Genomic DNA, 20,335 nt, shown 5'->3' on the forward strand with positions numbered 1-20,335 from the left:
GCGGCTACCCAGTGTGACGTTCTCAACGATGCCGGGTCTGCCGCTAGGGCTGGAGGCCCTTCATCGACCCGGAGGCAGTGAGCTGGGTCCAGATGGCGTCGCGGGCGGCGATGACGAAGGCGCTCGAGAGGTGGTTGAGGTCGTGCCAGACCACCTCGCCCTCGACGATCGGGGCGCACAGCACGACGCCGGGGCAGTACGCCGGCCCCAGGTCGGAGGTGTAGACGCCGTCCATCGTGACCGCCATCTCGGCGTACCCGGCGTCGACGCTCGGCGCCGTGCGGGGCGGCACGACCGCGCAGTCGGCCTGCTGGTCGGCGCGGGCCAGGCAGTCGAGCGGGTCGAAGCCGCCGAGGTCGTAGCCGTTGGTGCCGAACGTCGTGTGCGTGATGTTCACGCGCGCGCCGGTCGCGGCGATCTCCGCGACGGTGTCGCGCGCCTTGCGCAGCATCATCTGGTCGTAGGTCTCGCGCGGGTGCTCGGCGGCGTCGTCGGCCTGCGCCTGCGCCTCCCAGCCGGGCGTGGTGCGGACGTTGCTCGCCAGGATCACCAGGTCCGGCTTCATCGCGGGGAGGATCGTGTCGTACAGCTCCTCGCGCATCGCGGCGCACGCCTCCTGCACGCTCGGGTCGGCCTTGCCGAAGCTCAGCCCCCGCTGCCACGGGCAGTTGTTCATGATGTCGGTGGAGAGCCGGAAGCCCCGGTCCTCGGCCAGTCGGTGCAGGGCCGGGGCGAGCATGCCGGCGTGGCTGTCGCCGACCAGCAGCACCAGCGGGCCGGTGCCCTCGTCCACCACCACGCACGACTCCGGGGTGCCGTCGCTGCACTGCGGCCCGACCTCGCCGTTGTCGGCCTTGAGCGCGGCGAAGTCGATGTCGTCCGGCACCGGCTTGTTGAGCTGGTGGAGCTCGTCGCCGACGGAGGCGGGCAGCTTGCCGCTGCCCGACGCGGCGGCGATCGCCGGCTGGCGCGAGCTCTCGAGCACCGTGGGGACGACGACGACCGCGGCCACCACGCTCACGGCCAGGCCGCCGGCGACGACGCGCCACGGCACCCGGCCCAGTGGGCGGGACCGGCGGATCGGGTTCTCCAGCAGCTGCGCGGACAGGGCTGCGAGCGCCGTGGCGACCACCGCGCCCAGCACCGCGAGCATCAGGGGCGCGACGGTGAGCACGGCGGTGAGCGCCAGCAGCACCGGCCAGTGCCACAGGTAGGTGCCGTACGAGATCTGGCCGAGGTAGCGCGGCCAGGACAACGACAGCGCCCTCGAGACCAGCGCCCGGTCGGCGAGCACGACACCACCGATCGCCGCGGCGCTGGCCACGGTCGCGAGCAGGCCGCGCAGGCTCCGGTCGATGTCGAGGAGGTCGCTGCAGAGCAGCAGCACGCCGAGCAGGCCGGCGACCGCGGCGAGGGCCGCGGCCCGGGCGTGCCCGGCCGACGCGTGGCCGTGGTTGTCCACCCGGCTGGTCAGCCCGCGCAGCGCGATCGCCAGCACGCAGCCGACCAGCGGCTGGTAGATCCGGGTCTGGGTGGCGTAGTAGGCGTAGTTCTCGTCGACGCGCGAGGCGAGGACCTGCGCGACCACCGACGCCACGACGAGCACCGACAGGACCGTCGCGAGCCGGCGCTGCGACCAGCGCAGGCGCCCCAGCACCAGGAGCACCAGCAGCGGATAGACGATGTAGTACTGCTCCTCGATCGACAGCGACCAGAAGTGCAGGAACGGCGAGGAGCTGGCCTCGGAGCCGAAGTAGTCGTTCGCGTCGGCGATGAACTGCCAGTTCGCGACGTAGAGCAGCGCGGCCTGGGCGTCGCGCACCATCGAGAGCCGGTCCGGCTCGCTGACCAGCAGGACCTGCACCACGCAGGTGGCGGCGATCGCCAGCACCGCGCCCGGGAGCAGCCGACGTACGCGCCGGGCGTAGAAGCTGCCCACCGAGAACCGGCCCTCGGCGTCGATCTCGTTGAGGATGACGTTGGTGACCAGGAACCCGGAGAGCACGAAGAAGAGGTCGACCCCGATGTAGCCGCCGCCGGCCTGGGAGACCCCGGCATGGAACAGGAGGACCACGTAGACGGCCAGGCAGCGCATGCCGTCGAGTTGCGGCCGGTAAGCCCAAGACACGGAGCGCGACGCTAACAGAGTTCACCGCTCCCGCTGGCATCCACGAGCGTGGGCCCGGGGACCGTTACTCGGCCACCACGACCGCGGACCCGGTGGCGCCGATCGTCGCCACCTCGGGCGAGCCGGGGACGGTGAGCGGGAGGTCGAGCGGCGCCTGGACGCTGACGGTGACGCTCGACGACGCGCGGTCGACGGAGACGTCGAACGACAGGCCGGGGTACTCGGCGTACGCGCCCGAGGAGACGAGGTAGTCGTGGACCGCGGAACGGACCGCGGCCGAGGTGAGGTCGAGCCGGCCCTCGGGAACGCCACCGGTGTAGACCTCGCGCCCGGTGGCGCCGAGGTCGGCGCCGCGCAGCGCGGCGCCGTCGGCGACGGTGTCGAGGCCCTGGCGCTGGAGGTACGCCGCCGAGGCGTCGACGACGACCGCGATCCCGATCAGGAGCACGAACGCGAACCCGACGATCATCACGGTCGCCTGGCCGCGCTCGTCACGGCGTCGCACGTTCGACCTCCTGGCTCTGCGCCTCTTGGCTCTGCGCCTCTTGGCTCTGCACCTCTTGGAACTGGCCGATCGGCACCGTGTGCGTCGCGTCCAGCGCGAAGCTCGGCGCGTGGCCGCCGAGGAACGCCGGCAGCAGCGGCAGGTCGACCCGCGAGGCGATCACGACGGTGATCACCGACGTGCCGTTGTGGCAGTCGTGGGGGTACGGCGTGCACGTGATCCGCACGTCGAGCGGAGCGTCGCCGACGCCTTGGTCGTCCAGCGCCTGCCGGGCCGCGGCCTCGGCGCGCTGCCGCCCCTCGGCGTCGGTCGGGGCGAGCGCGTACGCGCGACCGGCCGCGCGGGCGGCGCCGCTGACCGCGAACGCGCCGCGCTGCACCTCGAAGACGGACAGCACGATCCAGAGCAGCGGTATCAGCAGCAGGATCCCGAGCCAGGTCAGCTCGACCAGCGCGCTCCCCTGCTCGTCCCGCTTCCTCACGGCCGCTGCTCCTCCACGGCGTGGCCGGTGACGGTCAGCTCCACGCCCGGGCCGAACAGCCCGAGTGCGGGCACGGTCGCGTGCACGACGACCTCGACACCCGGAGCACCGTCGATCATCGCCGGCCGGGCGGACACGTCGTCGGCGTACCGACCGGAGATCGCACCGTCGATCTGGTGCCGGGTGCGCGCCTCCCCGTCCGCCGGGCCGCGGTCCAGGGTGGCGGCGTACCGCGCGCCCTCGGACGCCGCGGACGCGAGCGTGTTGCGGACCAGCAGCACCAGCGCGACCTGGAGGATGCCGAGGAAGATCGGCACCAGCACCACCAGGACGAGCACGAAGTCCACGACCGCGGACCCGCGCTCGCCGCGCGGCCTGGGCACTACTTCACCTGGTCGAGCGCACTGCTGAGCATCGACTGCAGCTGCGGCTTCGCGACCATCGTGATCGCGACGACGAGGCCCGCCGTCATCACGGTGATCATCACCCAGCCCGGCACGTCGCCACGCTCGTCGCGCTCCCGCGGCGCCGTCAGCGCCAGGTAGAGCCTCGTCAGGGTCATCGAGATGTGTTCCATAGCTCCTCCTAAGGAGTCGTCAGGCTGAGGCCGACCACGCCGGGCCAGAACGCGAAGAGGACGGTGATCGGGAGCACGAGGAACACCACCGGCACCATCATGAAGACCTCCTTGCGGGCGGCGGTCTCGATCAGCTCGCGGCGGCTGGCCTCGCGGACGTCGGCGGCCTGGGCGTGGAGCACGTCGGCCAGCGGGGTGCCCCGCTCGACCGCGATCGCGACGCCCTGGGCGAACCGCGCGACGAGGGGCAGGCCGGTCGCCGCGGCGAGGCGGTCGAAGGCGGCACCGACGGGTTCGCCGGTGCGGATGTCGGCGAGCACGCGCGACAGGTCGACCGACAGCTCGCCACCGCTGCGTCGTACGACGCGGTCGAGCGCGAGCACCGGGCTCTCGCCGGCCGCCACTGCCAGGGCGAGCAGCTCGGCCACCGTGGGGAACTCGGCGATGATGCGGCGCTCGCGGGCGCGCACCTGCCCGGTCAGGTGGGAGTCGCGGGCCAGCACGCCGACGACGAACGCGATCCCGCAGAGCAGCAGCGAGCCCGCCACCGAGCTGGAGCCGCCGAGCATCCGCAGCACGCCGAACGCCGCGGCCGCGGCGAACCCGACGATCCCCCACAGCACCTGCTCGACGCGGAACTCGTGCACGGTCTTGTCGATGTTCGCGCGCTCCAGCCGGCGGCGCACGGACGTCGCCCCGCCCAGCACCCGCTCGACGGTGTCGGCAGCGGCGCGCAGCGTCGGCTTGAGCAGGCCCGAGCCTGTCGGCGTCGGCAGCGCACCCACCTGGGGCAGGTCCCGCACGTACGGGAGGACCCGCACGGCGAGCTGCGGGCGACGCATCGCCCGCACCCGGGTCGCGACGAGAAGGACCCCGGCGGCGAGGACCGCGCCGAGCGTCGCACCCCAGAGCACCGGCGTCACGAGAGGATCCGCCGCTCGGTGGGGAGGCGCCCGATGCGCATCATCAGGCGGTAGGCGACCACGCACGCGAGCGCGCCGACCGCGAGCACGATGACCCCGGCCGGTGACGCGTAGCGGCGGATGACGTCGGACTGGAACGACATGAACAGCAGCACCAGCCACGGCGACGCGACCGCGAGACGAGCACCGTTGACGGTCCACGCCTGCCGGGCCTCGAGCTCCGAGCGGATGCGCGCGTCGTCTCGCAGGTACGCCGAGAGGTTGCGCAGCAGCCGGCCCAGCTCGCCTCCGCCGACCTCACGCGCGATCCGCAGCCCCTCGATCACCCGGTCGCCGACCGGGTCGGCCAGCCGGTCCTTGAGCCGGTCCAGGCTCTCGCCGAACCGGCCGCTCACCTGGTAGTCCAGCGCGAACCGGTCGAACGCCTCGCGCAGCGGCTCGGGTCCGCGGGTGCCGAGCGCCGCCAGCGCATCGGGCAACGACATCCCGGCGCGCACCGCGGACGTGAGGTTGTCGACCGCCTCCGGCCACACCTCGGCGAGCTCGCGCTGGCGGCGGCGCGCTCGTCCGGACACGACGGCGACCGGGAGCCAGGCGCCCATCAGGCCGAAGGCGACCGCGACCGGCGGCGTGCCCGACACGACCTGCAGCACGAAGCCGGCGACCAGCCCGCACACCGCGCACAGGATCACGAACCCGGTCACGGACACCTGCCCGAGCCCGGCCCGGGCGAGCAGCTGCGTCGCGCGACCCGGCGTACGGCTCTCCGCCGGTGGGGTGCGAGGCAGGAAGAACGCGCTCCAGATGAGCATCAGCCCGACGCCGACACCCAGCCCGACGAGCGCACCCATCAGCGTTCCTGGCTCAGGATCCGGCGGACGTCGAGCCCCGCCCGCTCGTACCGCTCCGGGTGCGGCGGCCGTCCCCCGGTCGCCCGGAGCTCGCCGCCGCGACGCTCGAAGACGGGCTCGGTCTCGATCACGTCGTTCTCGACGCGGCCGGGTACGCCGACGATCTCGTTGACCCGGCGCACGCCCTGCTCGTCGATGCCGAGGTGGACCACCAGGTCGACGCTCGCCGCGACGGTCGGCACGACGAACCGCGCCGAGATGTTCTCGCCGGCGAGGAGCGGCAGCGTGCACATCTTGACCAGTGCCTCGCGCGCGGAGTTCGCGTGGATCGTGCACATGCCGGGCAGCCCGGCGTTCAGGGCCAGCAGCAGGTCGAGGCACTCCTCCGCGCGCACCTCGCCGACGATGATCCGGCTGGGCCGCATCCGCAGGCTCTCCTTCACCAGCTCGCGCAGCCGGATCTCCCCCGTCCCCTCGAGCCCGGACTGCCGGGTCTGCAGCGGCACCCAGTCGGGGTGCGGGAAGCGCAGCTCGAAGACCTCCTCGGCCGAGACGACCCGCTCGCCACCGGGGATCGCGGCGGCCAGGCAGTTCAGCATCGTCGTCTTGCCCGCCTGGGTCCCGCCCGCGACCAGGATGTTGAGCCCGGCGCGGACCGAGGCCTCGAGGAACGTCGCGGCGGCGGGCGTGAGGCTGCCCAGCTCGACCAGGTCCGGGAGCCGAGCGGCGCGCAGCACGAACTTGCGGATGTTGACGGCCGAGAACCCCCGGCTGATGCCTTCGAGCACGACGTGCAGCCGGTGTCCTTCCGGGAGCATCGCGTCCACGAAGGGGCGGCTGAGGTCGATCCGGCGCCCGCTGGACTTCAGCATCCGCTCGACCAGCTCCTGCACCTGGGCGCTGGTGAGCACCAGGTTCGTCAGCTCGTGGCGGCCGTACCGCGCGACGAACACCCGGCTCGGGTCGTTGATCCAGATCTCCTCGACCGCGGGGTCGTCGAGGAACGGCTGCAGTGGCCCGAAGCCCGACACCCGCGCGACCAGCTCGCCGACCATCGAGTCGACGTCGGGGACCGGCGCGACGGCGCCGGTGAGGCTGCGGTCGTCGTGGTCACGCACGACGCTCTCGGCGATGCGGCGCACCAGCGCCGCATCGCGCTGCGGGTCGACCGCCTCACGGCGAACCAGCTCGCGCACGTGCTGGTCGAGCTCCTCGACGAGCTCGTCGTGCGCGTTCGCCGTACGCCGTTGGGTCAGTGACATCGCGTCCCCCGAGATGGTCCTAGCGCTCAGTGTCTCCGCACGTCGGGCGGGTCAAACAGATCGCTTCTCCACGCTGTGGACAACGGTGCTCGGACCGTCGAGTGACGTCAGATGGTCCAGATTTCACCCGGGGAACGGCCATCTCGCGTCACTCGACGGAGGTGGCAGTCGCGTCCACGAAGCGCTCAGTCGAGGACGCTGGGCGCGGCGTCCTCGTCGTCGACCCAGTCCTCGCTGGCGTCGAAGAGGTCGTGCTTGCGCCGCTTCTCGTCGTCCTTGCGGTTGCCGGCGCGACCGGCAGCCGTGCCGCCGGGGCCGGCTGCGGAGGAGCGGCTGCCGCGACCGGCGGCACCGCCGGTGCCGCGAGAGCCGGCGGCGCGAGAGGCCGCGCTGCGCGACGCGGTGGCCGGACCACCACTCGGGCTGACCGCGGAGACGCCGGGCTTGCCGAGGGCGCCGGAGATCCCGGTGCGACCGGTGGCGCCGATGCCGCGGACGCCGCTCGCGGCTGTGCCGGGCGAGGCGACGACGGGCGTCACGCCCCCACGGCCGGCGAGGCCGGAGGCGAGCAGGCCCCCGAGGCCGCCGGCTGCGGCGCCGGCGACGCCGGCGCCGGTCGAGGCGCCGAGGCCGCCCGAGCCCGCCGGTCCGGCGGAGCCGACCGAGCCGACACCGCCGGAGGTGCCGGGCGTGTAGTCGATGGGGAGCACGGTCCCGCCCTGCGGACCGCTTCCGATCGGCGGCACGTAGTCGCCACCGGGGCCGGGCACGTAGCCGGGGCCGGGCTTGCCGCCGTTCGGCCCGGGCGGGTCGTACGGCGTGGGCGGCTGGGGCGAACGGGGCCCGCTACCGCCGGCGGGGCCTCCCGGGGCGCTCGCAGGGCCGGGGGCGCTGCCGCCGCCGGGGCCATCGGAGCCGCCGCCGGGGCCGCCCGGGGGCTGCTCGGGGTCGGGGATCCCGTGGATGTCCTTCATGACCGCGGTGGAGTGCTCGAACACCCGGTCCATGCGGTCGGCCTGGATCTGGGCGCGGCGCTCCTGGTCGGCGTACCACGCGTCGTAGGCGGCGTGCGCCTGCTTGTTCTGCGCCTCCTCCTGGAGGTCCTTCTCGGTGGGCTGGCCGACGGGCGGGCGGTACTCCCCAGGCTCCTGCCGGGTGTCGGCGTTCAGCTCGGCTCGCTCCTGCCGAGCCGCGCGGATGACCTCGGACGCGGACTGCAGCGCGCCGCTGCCCTTGACCAGCTCGCGGGCCTTGGCCTCCATGCCCTGGGCGGACTTGGCGAAGGCCCGGTCGATCGCGGGGCCGGTCTCGCCGCCGATCTGCTCCTTCATCTCCGGCGACGCGCGGCGCAGGGCCGCGGCGATGGTGGAGAGCGTGCGCACGCAGGTGTTCCACTCGCGTGCGTGGTCGTCGACCACGTGCTCGAAGGCGCCCGTCAGCGCGGTGTCGAGGCGGGCGCGCTGGGGTCCGGCCATCAGTCGTCACCGCCCGAGGTCGGGAGCGTGCACTGGTTGTTGGCCGAGAAGTCGGTGGGCGCCACGCAGGCCGCGGCCGCCTCGATCTTCTTCAGGTCGACGGCGCTCTGGGTGTCGGTGTAGTCCATCCGCGCCTCGTGCGAGCCGAGCTCGTCGCGGAAGCCGCGCAGGCCCGCGGCCATCTGCAGCACCGCCTCGGCGACGTGCTCGCGCGCGAGCGCGGTGTGGTGGCTGAGCTGGCTGCCGGCGGGCGAGCCGCCGAAGACCTCGCCGATCGGCGTCGGCTTCACCGCCTCGAGGGCCGCCGCCCTCTGGTTGAGCATCGACCGGACGTCCGCGATGAGGTCCTCCGGGAGCCCCAACGTCTCGAGCATCTCCAACGCTTGCATCTGACTGTCGACCCTTCCCCCGATGAAAGCTGTCCTGTCCGACAACGAGCGCTTGCCCCGGAGGCGACGGGGCAAAACCTCAGCCCGGCGATCGGTTTGAGGTCGATGCCGGGCGGCAAGGTTCTGGTCGTGCCGAAGACCGCTGCGTCCGCTGCCGCGCTCGCCGCCGTGCTCCTCCTGGGCGCCGCGTGCGGCAACGACGACGCGAGCGCCGACCCGAGCCCGGATCCCACCACCAGCTCGGCGACGTCCTCACCCAGCCCGACCGACGAGGCGACCGGAGAGCCGACCGGCGAGCCGAGCAGCACCGTGGCGCCCGCGACCGGCCCGGTGCTGGACCTCCCGCTGGCGTCGGTGCGCGCGCCGAAGGGCTGGTTCCTCACCCCGCGGATCGTCCCGCAGCAGGTGGACGCCGGGACCCGCGAGTACACCTTCTCGTCGATCACCCTCGCCCAGATCAAGTCGTACGACCTGTCGATGAGCGCCGACGGCCTGGCCGACAACTGGCTCGAGTCGAGCTTCTATCCCAGGCAGCCGAAGAAGCTGCCGCTCACCGAGCTCGACGGCACGGAGGCCTACCACCTGGCCGGTCAGGTGCAGAAGAACCTCTACCTCGAGGAGTTCGGCGCCCAGACCGACGGCAAGGTGGTCGCGCTGACGTTCCTGTTCAGCCCTGCGGCATCGCCGGAGGAGCGCCAGGACGTCATCGACGCGACGCTGGCGACGTTCACCTGGAAGTAGCCGCCAGGGAGAGCCCGGAGGCGGTCAGCGCTTGCGCAGCGTGCCCGGGTACCAGCTGTCGGTCCACACGCGGTCGATGCGCACCCGCGTGCCGGAGTACGGCGCGTGCAGCACGTGGCGGCGCCCGTGGGAGAACCCGACGAACACGCCGACGTGGTAGACCCCGCCGCCGTCGTAGAAGAACATCAGGTCGCCGCGCTGCATGGCGCCGCGCGAGATCCGGCGCGCGAAGTGCGCCTGCGCGCTGGAGGTGCGCGGGATGTTGGAGAACCCGGCGCGGCGGAAGCTGTAGAACACCAGGCCGGAGCAGTCGAACGCGCCGGGGCCGGCGGCGCCGTAGCGGTACGGGTCGCCCTTCTGGGCGGCCGCGACGCTCATCGCGCGCTCGACGCGGGTCGGCTCGTGCTTGTGGCGGTCGCGGTCGCGGTCGGCGTGGCCGGTGGCGGCCTGGGCGGGAGCGGCGGTGAGCAGCGCTCCGGCGAGGGCGGCGCCGACGAGGGCGCGCGCGATCGAGGGCAGGGTGACGTGCATCGAACGGATTCCTTCCGACGCCTGTGAGGTGAGCTGTCGGGTTCGGGCGCAGAAGGTGCCCGGTCACGTCTCCGTGACTTCACCCCGAGCGGCCAGCAGGCTGACCGCGAAGGTGGTTCCCCCACTCCTGCCCGGTTCCATCAGAGGAGACGACCGCGGATGGGCAGGACTCGGCGATCCCGCGGCCGGTGTGCGTTGGTGCAACCGTCAACGACCATGCAGGACGATTTGCGGAAAACGCCAGTCGGTATGGTCCGGTTCTCGTGGCCCACGCCACACGCCCCGCGTGGATTTCCGGTCCAACTAGACCGAGGTCACACGACGACGCGGCCCTCGTCGAGGCGTACGACGCGGTCCGCGACCTCCCAGACCCGCTGGTCGTGGGTCGCCACGAGCATCGCCGAACCCGCCCGGGCGGTGGCCGCGAGGGCGGCCACGACCTGCTCCACGTGGTCGTCGTCCTGGTGCCCGGTGGGCTCGTCGAGGACGGCCAGCCGCGGCGCGAGGACCAGCGCCCGGGCCACCGCCGTGCGCTGCTGCTCGCCCAGCGACGTCTCGGCGACCCCGCGGCGCGTGAACGCGCCGAGGTCGAGCGCCTCGGCCAGCCGCGTGAACGCCGCGGCCGGGTCGACGCCGGCCCGGTGCGCGGGCAGGCAGATGTTGTCCTCGACGCTGAGCCCGGCGAGCAGCCCGTGCTGCTGGGGCACCACGGCCACGACCGCCCAGTCCGCGATCTCCGCGGCCGGCCGCCCGTCGACACGGACGGCGCCCCGCTCGGGCGACTCGAACCCCGCCGCCAGGTGGCACACGGTGGTCTTGCCCGATCCGGACGGTCCGGCCAGCGCGACGAGCTCGCCGGGCGCGACGGCGAGCGAGACGCCGTGCAGCACCTCGACCCGGCCGGTGCCGGCGCCGTACCCGTGGCTGACGTCCACCACCTCGAGCCCGCTCACGGCGTCTCCTCGGGCCGCCGCAGCCGGACCTCGTCGCCGACGGTCTCGACGACCACCCGCCGGGAGGGGAACAGGTCGAGCACGGCGGGCGGCAGCTGGAGCCGGCCGGTCGAGTCGATGACCGCGGCGGTCGCCTGCTGCCCGGAGGTCTCGCTGGACACCACACCGTGCCGCAGCCGGAGCAGCCGGTCGGCGCGGTGGGTGATCCGGTCGTCGTGGCTGCTGATCACGACGGCGCAGCCGGCGGCCGCGGTGGCGAGCAGGGCGTCCATCACCTTGTCGGCGTTGGCGTGGTCGAGCTCGGCGGTCGGCTCGTCGGCGACCACCAGCTGGGGTGAGCCGACCAGCGCCAGCGCGACCGCGAGCCGCTGCTGCTCACCGCCCGACAGCGCGGACGGCAGGTGGCCGGCGCGGTCGCCGAGCCCGACGGCCTCGAGGGCGCCGGCGGGGTCGCCGCCGTCACCGCGCCACGAGCCGACCTGGCGCAGCTGGTCGATGGCGCGCACGTGCGGGAACACCGCCTCGGACGAGCGCTGCGGGACGAACCCGATCCGGCGCCGCCGCAGCGTCCGCAGCTGCCGGGTGGATGCCGCCGCCACGTCGCTGCCGAGCACGGTGAGCTGGCCGGCGCTCGGCCGGTCGCGCGCGCCGAGCAGCGTCAGCAGGCTGCTCTTGCCGCTGCCCGAGGGCCCGGCCACGACCGTCAGCACGCCGGGCAGCACCTCGAGCCCGATCCCGCGCAGCGCGTGCGTCTCGCCGGTGGCCGAGCGGAAGACCTTCACGAGGTCCTCGCAGGTCACCACGGCCTCGCCCACGACCTCATCCGTTGCCACGAAGCACCTCCGCAGGGTGGCGGCGCCGGGCCCGCTGGGCGCCGATCAGCCAGGCGAGCAGCACGATCCCGACGAGCACGCCGACCAGGACGACGACGTCCGTGACGTCGGGCCGCGGCCGGGTCAGCGGCGGGATGGTCGCGGTCGCGTCGATGACCGTCGGCCCGAGCACGAGCGCCGCGGTCGCGATGCCCGCCGCCAGCACGGCGGTCAGCACGGCGTACCCCACCTCCCAGGTCCGCGACCGGGCGAGCTCGCCCGAGGCGAAGCCCATCCGGGCGAGCAGCACGTCGGAGACGGCGTCGCGGTCGGCGAGCCGCAGCGCCAGCACCAGCGACGCGGCGACGGCCAGGGCGAGCGCGACGCAGCCGAGCGCGAGGACGTACGCCGCCGCCCAGGTCGCCGCGACCAACCCGCTGCCGACGCGGGCCTGGTCGCTGCTGTCGAGCCTGCCGTTGGTGGCGATGCCGTCGTCGTCGAGCACGGCGCGCAGGTCGGCAGGCCCCCGGTCGGACCAGACCCACGACGCGAACGCCCCCGCGTCGCCGCTCGAGGCGAGCTTCTTGCGCGGGTCGACGGTCGGCGGCAGCACCGTGACGAGCTTCCGCCAGTTGATGATCACCGTGGTGTTGCCGGTGTCGGACTCGGCGCCGGGGAACGCCTTCACCACACCGACCACCTCGAACGGGACCTGGAACTCGCCGCTGAAGTCGAGGGTCCCGTGGTCGCCGACCTCCTGGTCGGGGTCGCCGGACAGGATCACCGGCAGCCCCTTGGCCTTCTCCAGCAGGTCCGGAACGAGCTCCCGGCCGGCGTCCAGGGTCCCGGAGCTGCCCCAGTCGGCGACGTCGGCGAACGTCGTCGGGTCGATCGCCAGCACCGGCGCCTCGCCGAACGTCGGCGGGATGCTCGCGCCCCGGCGCCACACGAGTGAGGTGCGCTCGACCGGCGCCGTCGTCGCGACCTTCATGCCCTGACGGCGGAAGTCCTCGTCGACCTTCAGCGTCGAGCGCGCGCCGACCAGCGCCGCAGTCTTGTCGTCGACGCCCTGGTCGAGCCCGCGCCGCACGGTCAGCGAGTAGCCGAACAGCCCGAGCGCGACCGCGATCACGACCGTCAGCGCGGTGATCTCGCGCAGGACGGTGCCGGTCCGACGCGACGCCAGCCAGCGCGCGGAGCCCCGCCCCCGCCGGGTCGTACGCCGCCCGCGCGCCCAGCCGGCCACCCGCGCCACCGCGAGCGCCACGGTCGCGGCCACCAGGACCGGCAGCAGCATCGCCAGCGGCGTGCTGCTGCGACGGGCGACGTCGACGCCGAGCACGGCGATCCCGACGGCCACGGTCGCGACCAGCAGCGCCATGCCCCACGGCATCACGACGCGACGGCCGCCGAGCCTCGAGACCCGCGCCTGGCGGTCCATGCCGGCGGCGGACACGGCCGCGGTCGCGGCCATCAGCAGCAGCGCGACCAGGGCGGCGACCCCGGCGCGCACCAGGTCAGGGGTCGTCGCGCTGACCTCGGTGGCGTCGGACGGCCCGGTGAGCGCGATGCCGAGCAGCGCGAGACCGAGTCCCGCGGGCGCCGCGACCACGCACGCCGGCAGCACCTCGAGCGCGGTCAGCCCGGCGACCTCGCCGGGACGCACGCCCAGCCCGGAGGCGAGGACCTGCTCGCGGCGCCGGCCGCGCCCGAGCAGCACCCAGCCGCCGACCAGCAGCGCCGCGGCGAGCACCTGCCCGGCCACGGCGTACGGCCGGACCTGGTCGCGGGCCGACGTCGCGGTCTGGTTCGAGTCGAAGACGATGTCGGGCAGCCCGGACGCGACCGCGAGGTCCGCGCCCTGCGGCTCGGCGTCGGCGAGGTAGCGCGCCAGCTCCTGCGACCCGTCGTAGGCGTCGTTGCCGAGCTGCTTGATCTCGTCGACCGCGGCGAGCGCCTCGTCGGGGCTGATGCCGGGGTCGAGCCGGAGGTCGGCGATGTAGAGGGGCGAGTCGGCGGTCGCCAGCACCAGCTCGTCGAAGGTCGCGCGGCCGACGATCGCCAGCGGGGAGTTGCCGGTGGGGTCCTCGGGGTCGATCGGCAGGTACCAGCGGTCGCTGTCGGGGTCGTCGGCGAGGACCGCCGGCAGCGCGGAGCCCGGGGCGGTCTCGTAGGTGCCGGCGAGCACGGTCGGCGTGAGCTTCCCGGTGCTGGCGATGAACGTCGAGACCAGCCCGATGCGCACCCGGTCGCCGACCTCGATGCCCAGCCGGCCGGCGATCTCCTCGGGGAGCCAGATCCCCTCCGCGTCCTCGTCACCGCCGAGGGCCTCGACCGCGCCGTCGTGGTACCAGAGCACGCCCTCGTCGACCACCTCCCCCGCGCGGACCAGCGACTTGCGGGTGTGGCTCTGGCCGACGCCGGCGGCGCCCACGGTCGGCGCGCTGAAGCCCTCCAGCGTGTTCAGCCGGTCCATGAGGACCTGCTCGCTGGCGGGCGGGAGCACGGCGTCCCAGGTGACGCGCAGGTCGCCGGACTCGGGGCCGAACGGCGCGCCGCGCGCGGTGTCGAGGCGGTCGGTCAGCGCGGTCGAGCGCGCGGTGGCCACGAACAGCGCCGGGGCGACCGCCGAGGAGACCAGCAGGGTCGCCGCGACGAACACCAGCAGCAGCCAGCCCGGCGTGCGCCAGAGCCGGCGCGGTGCGGCCCGCCACAGTACGTGCGACCGGGCCTGCGACCGGGCCCGTCCCCGCCCGTGCCGAGGTGCAGGGGTGGTGGGCCGCGTCACACCGGCACCCTACGTGCGTGGGAGCGCTTCCACACCCCTTTTGGTGCCCGCGTGGTCAGCGGCGCGGGAGCAGGACCTCGATGCCGTCGGCCGGGTGGTCCCCGGTGACGCGGCCGCCGAGCGCCTCGACGACCGAGCGGACCTGCGAGACCCGGTCGAGCGTCTCGGCGCCGGTCGCGGCCTCGGTGCGGCCCTCGCACTCGACGCGCACCCGCAGGTGGCCGCCGTCCTCGCCGTAGAAGACGATCCGCACCGCCCCGGTGCCACGCCGCACGACGTCGGCGAGGAGCAGGTCGGTGACGTGCTCGACCGGGCCGGGGGTGTACGACAGGGACAGGTCGCCCTCCGCGGCCGCGGTGAGCGTGCGGTTGCGGACGCCGAGGCGGTCGGCCCAGCGCTGGGCGAGCTGGGTGGCCAGGTCGACCAGGGGCAGCTCGGAGCCCTCGACCAGGCTGCCGCGGCGGGTCAGGTCGACGAGCTCGGCCGCGACCGTCCCGACCTGCTCGACCGACGCCAGGCTGCGGGCGGCGGTCTCCTTGACGTCGTCGGGGACGTCATCGCGCAGGGTGAGGTCCTCGAGCTCGAGCCGGAGACCGGTGAGCGGGGTGCGCAGCACGTGCGAGGCGTGCTCGGCGAAGTCCCGTTCGCGGTGCACCCGGTCCTCGAGCTGGTGGGCGCTGGCGCGCAGCGCGTTGGAGATCGCGCGGGCCTCGGGGATCCGGGTGCGCGGCAGCTCCAGGTCGAAGCGGCCGCGCCCGAGCGCCGCGGCGGCGACCGCGAGCCGCTGGAACGGCGAGGACAGCGCGGAGGCGATGATGAAGCCGACGATGCCCGCCACGACGGCGATCAGCAGGAACAGCGCCGCGATCGAGCTCATGTCGCGCCCGACGATGTCGCGCACGACCGCGTCGGACTGGCTGAGCGTGATCGTGGCGTCGTCGAGCACCACCGTGGAGGCCATGTCCGCGTCGGGGTCGTCGGCGCCGGAGTACTCCTCGCCGTACACGACCAGGGGCGGGCCCGACTCGGGGTCGTACTCCAGCCGGGCGTCGGGGCTGACCAGGGTCTGCAGGAACTCCTCGTCGATGGTCGCGCCGGTCTCGTCGCGTCCGGAGACGATCGTCGAGATCAGGGAGACCTCCTGGCTCAGATGCTGAGACTCCTGCTCCCGGATCAGGTCACGGAGCACGTACGACCGGATGATCCCGGCCCCGAGGAGCAGCAGGATCGTCAGGACGACGAAGGCCAGGGTCAGCCGTTCACGCATCGGGTGATCCGCCTTCGAGGCGGAATCCCACGCCTCGAACGGCGACCACACGGTCGGTCACGCCGACGCTCTCGAGCTTCTGCCGCAGCCGACCGATGGTGACATCGAGCGTCTTCGTCGAGCCGTACCAGTTCTCGTCCCACACGTCGGCCATCAGCCGGCCGCGGGACACGACCTTGTCCCGGTTCGCGGCCAGGATGTTCAGGACCTCGAACTCCTTGCCGGTGAGCGGGACCTCGTCGTCGCCGGCGTACACCCGGCGCGCGTCGACGTCGATGCGCAGCCCGTCCGACTTGGCGTCCTCGCCTGCGGAGGACGCTCCAGCGGTGCGCCGCAGCAGCGCGCGCACCCGCGCCTGCAGCTCGGCGAGGCCGAACGGCTTGGCGAGGTAGTCGTCGGCCCCGTAGTCGAGGCCCACCACGCGGTCGAGCTCGCCGGCTCGTGCGGTGACGATCATGATCGCGCCCTCGAAGCCGGCCGCGCGGGCGCGCCGGCAGACCTCGAGACCGTCGATGTCGGGGAGGCCGAGGTCGAGGATGACGACCTCAGGAGCGCTCGACAGGGTGTCGAGCGCCTTCTGCCCGCTGTCGACCCACGAGACGTCGTATCCCTCTCGCTCCAGGGTGCGGACAAGGGGGAACGCGATGTCCTCCTCGTCCTCGACCACCAGAACACGTTGCGCCATGGGCCAGAGCATAGGGCCCTCGCGTCTGTCGAGACGTCAACCTCACTCTTCTGCAGCGGTTTCGCTGACGAGTTCGCGCTCGGCAGGGGGCCCGGGACGGCGCCGGCGGTGGAACTCGCCGGACAGCAGGAAGGCGAGGGCGGCCGCGCTGACCAGCACCAGGACCCAGGTCCCGGGGTCGGCGATGACGAGGTAGGCGTACCCGACCCAGGGCAGCGTGAAGACCACCTTCGAGACGTCCGGCGCGTCGTGGGGCAGCAGCCAGGGGTCGCGGCGCGGCTCCGCGTCGCCCTGCGTGACGACGCCGGCGGGGCGCACGGCGACCACCCGGTGGGTGACCATCCCGTCCTCGCCGGCCCCCTCGGGCGGGCGGTAGGTGATCACGTCCCCGACGCGCAGCTCGCCGACGGGCACGGACCGCTCGAAGAGCACGGTGCCCTGGGCGATGCCCTCGTCGCCGGCGTCCATCGAGTCGCCGGACATGACGTAACGCTCCAGGCCCAGCCCGATGGGCAGCAGGACCAGGACGCTCACGGGTCCGAGCACGACCACGAGCACGAGCAGCCGCCCCCACGGCGTGGACGCCGGGCGGTGCGGGGAGGTGGTGATCTCCATCGTGGTCTTTCCGGGACTGCAGGGGGACGGTCCGACCGGACCGTATCGAAGCGGACTGTCCGTCCGGCGCTCCCCCCAACAGCGCCGGACGGACTTGTCCTGCGCCGGGCGGACTTTCGGCGTTCCCCCCAGATACGCCGAAACTCCGTCCGGTTGTGGGCCGGTTCAGCCCGGCCAGGCACCCGTCATTGGAAGGTGCCGCTCGTTCCAGCGTCCGAGTTCACCCACGAGTACGACGCGGTCGCCGGCTCGCCCTGGTTGGCGAACGGCGCGTCATCGGGCAAGGACACCGTGAAGGTGAACGTGCTCGATCCCCCCGGCTCGAGCGTCCCCACGTCCTGCGCGATGTCGCTCATGGCGGCGAAGTCGCCGTCGTAGAGCGTGCGGTCCTCCTGGGTGATGACCAGGTGCAGCTCGCCATCGGCGAACGGCGATGGGTCCCCGGTCTCCTGGAACGACAGCCTCGACTGAGCCCCACCCGAGTTGCGGATGGTGACGCTGCGAGACACAGACTCCCCGGGCTCGATCTTGCTGATCGTCAAGGTCGCGCCCTGGTTGTCGTCGGCCAGCAGCCGGATCCCCGAGGAACCCTCGCTGGCGCTGGTCCAGGGAACCCCCATGACCATGGCCAGCACGCCCGCGCCGACCACGCTGCCCAGCGGAAGCGCGAGCTTCCGGGCGGTGGTGACGGTCGTGGTGGTCATGGCTTCCCCTGGCGCTCAGTTGATTCGGTCTCCAAGTTAGGAGCGCAGGACCCACGCCTGATCCACACGACCTCCACGCGCTACCCACCGTTTGGTAACAAGGCTCAGGTCTGCCCGAGGGCGGCTCAGGCGAAGAGATCACCGAGGTCGGAGACCCGCTCCAGCACCTCTTCGAAGAGGAACTGGCCGAGCGCGTCGGGGTCCTCCGAGCCGGCCTCGACCTCGGCCCAGGAGACCGGCGTGGCGACCGTCGGGCGCTCCCGCCCGCGCAGCGAGTACGGCGAGATCGTGGTCTTCGAGCCGGCGTTCTGCGACCAGTCCAGGAAGACCTTCCCCGAGCGGCGGGCCTTGGTCATGGTCGCGGTCACCAGCTTGGGGTGCTCGGCCTGGAGCTCCTCCGCGACCGCCTTCGCCAGGGCGCTGGACTCGTCCGAGGGCAGCCGCTTCGGGAGGTCGGCGTACAGGTGCAGGCCCTTGCTGCCGCTGGTGACCGGCTTGGCGCCGAGGCCGCGCTCGGCGAGCTTGTCGCGCACCATGAGCGCGACCTGGCAGCACTCGTGCAGCCCGGCGGGCTCGCCCGGGTCGAGGTCGATGACGAGGCGGTCGGCGTTGCGGGGCTGGCCGTTCCTGCCCACCGTCCACTGGTGGACGTGCAGCTCGAGCGCGGCGAGGTTGGCCAGCCAGGTCAGCGTGGCGAGGTCGTCGACGATCGGGAAGACCAGGGTGTCGCCGCTCGACTGGGCGCGCGAACCGGTGGTCGGGACCTTCGCGGTCCGCACCCATGACGGCGTGCCGCCCGGGATGTTCTTCTCGAAGAAGCTGCCGTCCGACACGCCGTGCGGCCAGCGGATCCGGGTCACGCAGCGGTCCGCGAGGTGCGGGAGCAGCACCGGCGAGACCTGGGCGTAGTAGTTGAGGACCTCACCCTTGGTCGTGCCGGTGCGCGGGTAGAGCACCTTGGCGAGGTTGCTGATCTTGAGGGTGCGGCCGTCGACCTCGACCCGGATCTCCTCCTTGGCCTGGTCCGGCATCAGCGCCCGACTGCGATCACGGGCGCAAGGTCCGGGTCGAGCCGGCCCATGAGCGACTTGATGAACCAGCGCGGCGCGCTGACGCAGCCGGCTGTGGCGCCGGAGCCGTTGACGTGCAGGAAGATGCCCGAGCCGCGGTAGCGCACCTGCTGGCGGTTGAAGCTGGTCACGATCGACCACTCGTACTGCACGGGGTAGTCGGCCAGCCGCTCCGAGGAGTTCGGGTCGCCCGACGGCAGTCGCCAGCGGAACCCGCCCAGCCGCTTGTTGCGGTAGCGGTTGTAGTGCTGCGAGGCGTTGTCCTGCACCCAGTAGTCGCCGGAGCGGATCTCGCGGTAGCCGAGATCCCAGCGCGGGCTGGGCGCGTGCGTGCCGAACGCCCAGAGCAGGTCGTAGGTGCCCAGCGGCGTCGTGCCGGTGCCCTGCTGGCGGCGCGGCCCGGCCACGAGGCCGCCGTACCCGATCCGGCCGTCGGTGGCCTGCATGGTCTGGCGCCAGCGGCCGTCGCGCAGCACCCACGACGTGATCCGCGCGTGGTGGCCGCTGGTGCGGTTGGCGGTGACGACCTGGCGGGTGTCGGCGTGCAGCCGCACCTCGACGCCGTCGAGGGTGACCACGCGGGCCGGACGCGGCTCGGGTGCGGCGGGGCCGGCGGTGACGGTGACGGCGAGGGCGGCGGCGAGGAGCGGGATCATCGGAACAGGTCCTCCGGAGTGAGGTCGGAGCGGACGCCCTGGAACGAGGGCTGCCGCAACCTGGTGTACCCCACACCGTGGGTGTCGATGTCCACGACCACCACCGGCTCCAGCCAGTGGGTCCCACGGGCGTCGACCGTCGGCACCTCGTCGGCGAAGGGGCTGGCGTCGCGAGACAGGCCGGAGACGAGCTCGGTCAGCACCCGGCTCTGCTTCGCTCCGATCCCGCTGCCCACGCGGCCACGGTAGAGCAGCCCGTCGGGGGTCTGCTCCCCCACGAGCAGCGAGGCGAGCCGGTCGGAGGTGCCCTCCTGCGGCCGCCAGCCGCCGACGACGTACGACAGCCGGTGCCGGTGGGCGTGCTTGCGCCAGTGCGGGGACCGCTCGCCGAAGCGGTAGACCGACGTACGCCGCTTGCTCACGACGCCCTCGAGGCCCTGGGAGCGGGTGGCCTCGGCGAGCATCGCGCCGTCGTCGTACGACGCGGGCACCTGCCAGCTGGCGTCCACCCCGAGGCCGGTGAGCAGCTCGCGGCGCTTCTCCAGCGGCTCGGACGTCAGGTCGCGCCCGTCGAGGCGGAGCAGGTCGAAGACCATGTAGATGGCCGGGACCGCGTCGGCCAGCCGCGCGGCGGTGGTCGCCTTGCGGACGTGCATCCGCTCCTGCAGCGTGCGGAAGTCCGGCAGGCCGCGCTCGTTGAGCGCGATGATCTCCCCGTCGACGAGCAGGTCGCGGTCGCCGAGCGGGCTGGTCGCGAGCTCGGGCCACGCGATCGTGATGGCGTTCTCGTTGCGGCTGGTCATCCGCAACGTGCCGTCGCGGACCTCGGTCAGCGCTCGCACGCCGTCCCACTTCACCTCGTGGGCCCACTCGTCGCCGTTCGGGATGTGGGACCCCGGTGTGGCCAGCATCGGACGCATGG

22 protein-coding genes and 1 riboswitch are annotated in these 20,335 nt (G+C 73.4%); of the genes, 1 reads left to right on the top strand and 21 read right to left on the bottom strand.

All coding sequences use genetic code 11. The annotated features are described in order from the left end of the window. Positions 1-43: 43 nt before the first annotated feature. From ABD875_RS14890 to ABD875_RS14935, 10 genes are all read right to left on the bottom strand, one after another. Complete coding sequence (locus tag ABD875_RS14890) at positions 44-2,128, bottom strand: acyltransferase family protein (protein WP_345178456.1); 2,085 nt, start codon at positions 2,126-2,128, stop codon at positions 44-46. A 64-nt stretch (positions 2,129-2,192) separates the two neighbouring features. Then, positions 2,193-2,633 carry a TadE/TadG family type IV pilus assembly protein gene (locus ABD875_RS14895; protein ID WP_345178459.1) on the bottom strand — a complete coding sequence of 147 codons (441 nt, stop codon included), beginning with the start codon at positions 2,631-2,633 and terminating at the stop codon, positions 2,193-2,195. Next, the gene (locus tag ABD875_RS14900; protein ID WP_345178462.1) at positions 2,620-3,114 is read right to left on the bottom strand and encodes a hypothetical protein; all 495 of its coding nucleotides are present in this window, start codon (positions 3,112-3,114) and stop codon (positions 2,620-2,622) included. The genes ABD875_RS14895 and ABD875_RS14900 overlap by 14 nt, the downstream gene beginning before the upstream one ends. After that, entirely contained in the window at positions 3,111-3,497 is a 387-nt protein-coding gene (locus ABD875_RS14905) for a TadE family protein (protein WP_345178466.1), read from the bottom strand. The genes ABD875_RS14900 and ABD875_RS14905 overlap by 4 nt, the downstream gene beginning before the upstream one ends. Continuing rightward, entirely contained in the window at positions 3,497-3,691 is a 195-nt protein-coding gene (locus ABD875_RS14910) for a hypothetical protein (protein ID WP_345178472.1), read from the bottom strand. The genes ABD875_RS14905 and ABD875_RS14910 overlap by 1 nt, the downstream gene beginning before the upstream one ends. Before the next feature lie 8 nt (positions 3,692-3,699). Then, on the bottom strand, positions 3,700-4,614 hold the full coding sequence (locus ABD875_RS14915) for a type II secretion system F family protein (RefSeq protein WP_345178478.1): 915 nt from the start codon (positions 4,612-4,614) through the stop codon (positions 3,700-3,702). Further along, positions 4,611-5,465: a type II secretion system F family protein gene (locus tag ABD875_RS14920; protein WP_345178484.1), complete on the bottom strand. Its 855-nt coding sequence runs from the start codon at positions 5,463-5,465 to the stop codon at positions 4,611-4,613. Before ABD875_RS14920 ends, ABD875_RS14915 begins: the two co-directional genes overlap by 4 nt. Next, positions 5,465-6,727, bottom strand: coding sequence for a TadA family conjugal transfer-associated ATPase (locus ABD875_RS14925; RefSeq protein WP_345178494.1), 1,263 nt, complete (start codon positions 6,725-6,727; stop codon positions 5,465-5,467). Before ABD875_RS14925 ends, ABD875_RS14920 begins: the two co-directional genes overlap by 1 nt. Before the next feature lie 185 nt (positions 6,728-6,912). After that, entirely contained in the window at positions 6,913-8,202 is a 1,290-nt protein-coding gene (locus ABD875_RS14930; protein ID WP_345178502.1) for a hypothetical protein, read from the bottom strand. After that, positions 8,202-8,576, bottom strand: coding sequence for a hypothetical protein (locus tag ABD875_RS14935; RefSeq protein ID WP_345178512.1), 375 nt, complete (start codon positions 8,574-8,576; stop codon positions 8,202-8,204). The genes ABD875_RS14930 and ABD875_RS14935 overlap by 1 nt, the downstream gene beginning before the upstream one ends. Positions 8,577-8,720: 144 nt before the next feature. Between ABD875_RS14935 and ABD875_RS14940 the strand changes: the two genes are divergently transcribed. After that, positions 8,721-9,332: a hypothetical protein gene (locus ABD875_RS14940; RefSeq protein ID WP_345178519.1), complete on the top strand. Its 612-nt coding sequence runs from the start codon at positions 8,721-8,723 to the stop codon at positions 9,330-9,332. A 24-nt stretch (positions 9,333-9,356) separates the two neighbouring features. Here the strand turns inward: ABD875_RS14940 and ABD875_RS14945 are convergent, their stop codons facing one another. The 11 genes from ABD875_RS14945 to ligD (ABD875_RS14995) all read right to left on the bottom strand — a co-directional run bounded on the left by ABD875_RS14945 (position 9,357) and on the right by ligD (ABD875_RS14995) (position 20,333). Beyond that, on the bottom strand, positions 9,357-9,863 hold the full coding sequence (locus tag ABD875_RS14945; RefSeq protein WP_345178542.1) for a C40 family peptidase: 507 nt from the start codon (positions 9,861-9,863) through the stop codon (positions 9,357-9,359). Positions 9,864-9,866: 3 nt separating this feature from the next. Continuing rightward, positions 9,867-10,016: riboswitch (cyclic di-AMP (ydaO/yuaA leader) on the bottom strand. Positions 10,017-10,177: 161 nt separating this feature from the next. Next, positions 10,178-10,816, bottom strand: coding sequence for an ABC transporter ATP-binding protein (locus ABD875_RS14950; protein ID WP_345178553.1), 639 nt, complete (start codon positions 10,814-10,816; stop codon positions 10,178-10,180). Continuing rightward, the gene (locus ABD875_RS14955; protein WP_345178561.1) at positions 10,813-11,649 is read right to left on the bottom strand and encodes an ABC transporter ATP-binding protein; all 837 of its coding nucleotides are present in this window, start codon (positions 11,647-11,649) and stop codon (positions 10,813-10,815) included. Before ABD875_RS14955 ends, ABD875_RS14950 begins: the two co-directional genes overlap by 4 nt. Next, positions 11,636-14,416 carry a hypothetical protein gene (locus tag ABD875_RS14960; protein WP_345178570.1) on the bottom strand — a complete coding sequence of 927 codons (2,781 nt, stop codon included), beginning with the start codon at positions 14,414-14,416 and terminating at the stop codon, positions 11,636-11,638. Before ABD875_RS14960 ends, ABD875_RS14955 begins: the two co-directional genes overlap by 14 nt. Positions 14,417-14,471: 55 nt before the next feature. Next, complete coding sequence (locus tag ABD875_RS14965; RefSeq protein WP_345178592.1) at positions 14,472-15,683, bottom strand: sensor histidine kinase; 1,212 nt, start codon at positions 15,681-15,683, stop codon at positions 14,472-14,474. Continuing rightward, positions 15,676-16,368 carry a response regulator transcription factor gene (locus tag ABD875_RS14970; protein WP_345178596.1) on the bottom strand — a complete coding sequence of 231 codons (693 nt, stop codon included), beginning with the start codon at positions 16,366-16,368 and terminating at the stop codon, positions 15,676-15,678. The genes ABD875_RS14965 and ABD875_RS14970 overlap by 8 nt, the downstream gene beginning before the upstream one ends. A gap of 42 nt (positions 16,369-16,410) precedes the next feature. Beyond that, on the bottom strand, positions 16,411-16,983 hold the full coding sequence (locus tag ABD875_RS14975; protein ID WP_345178599.1) for a S24/S26 family peptidase: 573 nt from the start codon (positions 16,981-16,983) through the stop codon (positions 16,411-16,413). A gap of 185 nt (positions 16,984-17,168) precedes the next feature. Beyond that, the gene (locus ABD875_RS14980) at positions 17,169-17,687 is read right to left on the bottom strand and encodes a COG1361 family protein (RefSeq protein WP_345178604.1); all 519 of its coding nucleotides are present in this window, start codon (positions 17,685-17,687) and stop codon (positions 17,169-17,171) included. A 125-nt stretch (positions 17,688-17,812) separates the two neighbouring features. Then, positions 17,813-18,718, bottom strand: coding sequence for a non-homologous end-joining DNA ligase (ligD, locus tag ABD875_RS14985; RefSeq protein WP_345178610.1), 906 nt, complete (start codon positions 18,716-18,718; stop codon positions 17,813-17,815). Then, positions 18,718-19,413 (bottom strand): L,D-transpeptidase family protein, encoded by a 696-nt coding sequence (locus ABD875_RS14990; protein WP_345178615.1) that lies wholly within the window; start codon positions 19,411-19,413, stop codon positions 18,718-18,720. The genes ligD (ABD875_RS14985) and ABD875_RS14990 overlap by 1 nt, the downstream gene beginning before the upstream one ends. Next, entirely contained in the window at positions 19,410-20,333 is a 924-nt protein-coding gene (ligD, locus tag ABD875_RS14995; RefSeq protein ID WP_345178619.1) for a non-homologous end-joining DNA ligase, read from the bottom strand. Before ligD (ABD875_RS14995) ends, ABD875_RS14990 begins: the two co-directional genes overlap by 4 nt. Positions 20,334-20,335: the final 2 nt, after the last annotated feature.

Origin of the sequence: Nocardioides caricicola, assembly GCF_039541135.1 — a bacterium.
Taxonomy (GTDB): domain Bacteria; phylum Actinomycetota; class Actinomycetes; order Propionibacteriales; family Nocardioidaceae; genus Nocardioides; species Nocardioides caricicola.

Coding starts and splice junctions, on each gene's coding strand:
- ABD875_RS14980 (WP_345178604.1), bottom strand. CDS start 17,687: ATGACCACCACGACCGTCACCACCGCCCGGAAGCTCGCGCTTCCGCTG.
- ABD875_RS14920 (WP_345178484.1), bottom strand. CDS start 5,465: ATGGGTGCGCTCGTCGGGCTGGGTGTCGGCGTCGGGCTGATGCTCATC.
- ABD875_RS14945 (WP_345178542.1), bottom strand. CDS start 9,863: ATGCACGTCACCCTGCCCTCGATCGCGCGCGCCCTCGTCGGCGCCGCC.
- ABD875_RS14910 (WP_345178472.1), bottom strand. CDS start 3,691: ATGGAACACATCTCGATGACCCTGACGAGGCTCTACCTGGCGCTGACG.
- ABD875_RS14990 (WP_345178615.1), bottom strand. CDS start 19,413: ATGATCCCGCTCCTCGCCGCCGCCCTCGCCGTCACCGTCACCGCCGGC.
- ABD875_RS14970 (WP_345178596.1), bottom strand. CDS start 16,368: ATGGCGCAACGTGTTCTGGTGGTCGAGGACGAGGAGGACATCGCGTTC.
- ABD875_RS14925 (WP_345178494.1), bottom strand. CDS start 6,727: ATGTCACTGACCCAACGGCGTACGGCGAACGCGCACGACGAGCTCGTC.
- ABD875_RS14935 (WP_345178512.1), bottom strand. CDS start 8,576: ATGCTCGAGACGTTGGGGCTCCCGGAGGACCTCATCGCGGACGTCCGG.
- ABD875_RS14975 (WP_345178599.1), bottom strand. CDS start 16,983: ATGGAGATCACCACCTCCCCGCACCGCCCGGCGTCCACGCCGTGGGGG.
- ligD (WP_345178610.1), bottom strand. CDS start 18,718: ATGCCGGACCAGGCCAAGGAGGAGATCCGGGTCGAGGTCGACGGCCGC.
- ABD875_RS14965 (WP_345178592.1), bottom strand. CDS start 15,683: ATGCGTGAACGGCTGACCCTGGCCTTCGTCGTCCTGACGATCCTGCTG.
- ABD875_RS14930 (WP_345178502.1), bottom strand. CDS start 8,202: ATGGCCGGACCCCAGCGCGCCCGCCTCGACACCGCGCTGACGGGCGCC.
- ligD (WP_345178619.1), bottom strand. CDS start 20,333: ATGCGTCCGATGCTGGCCACACCGGGGTCCCACATCCCGAACGGCGAC.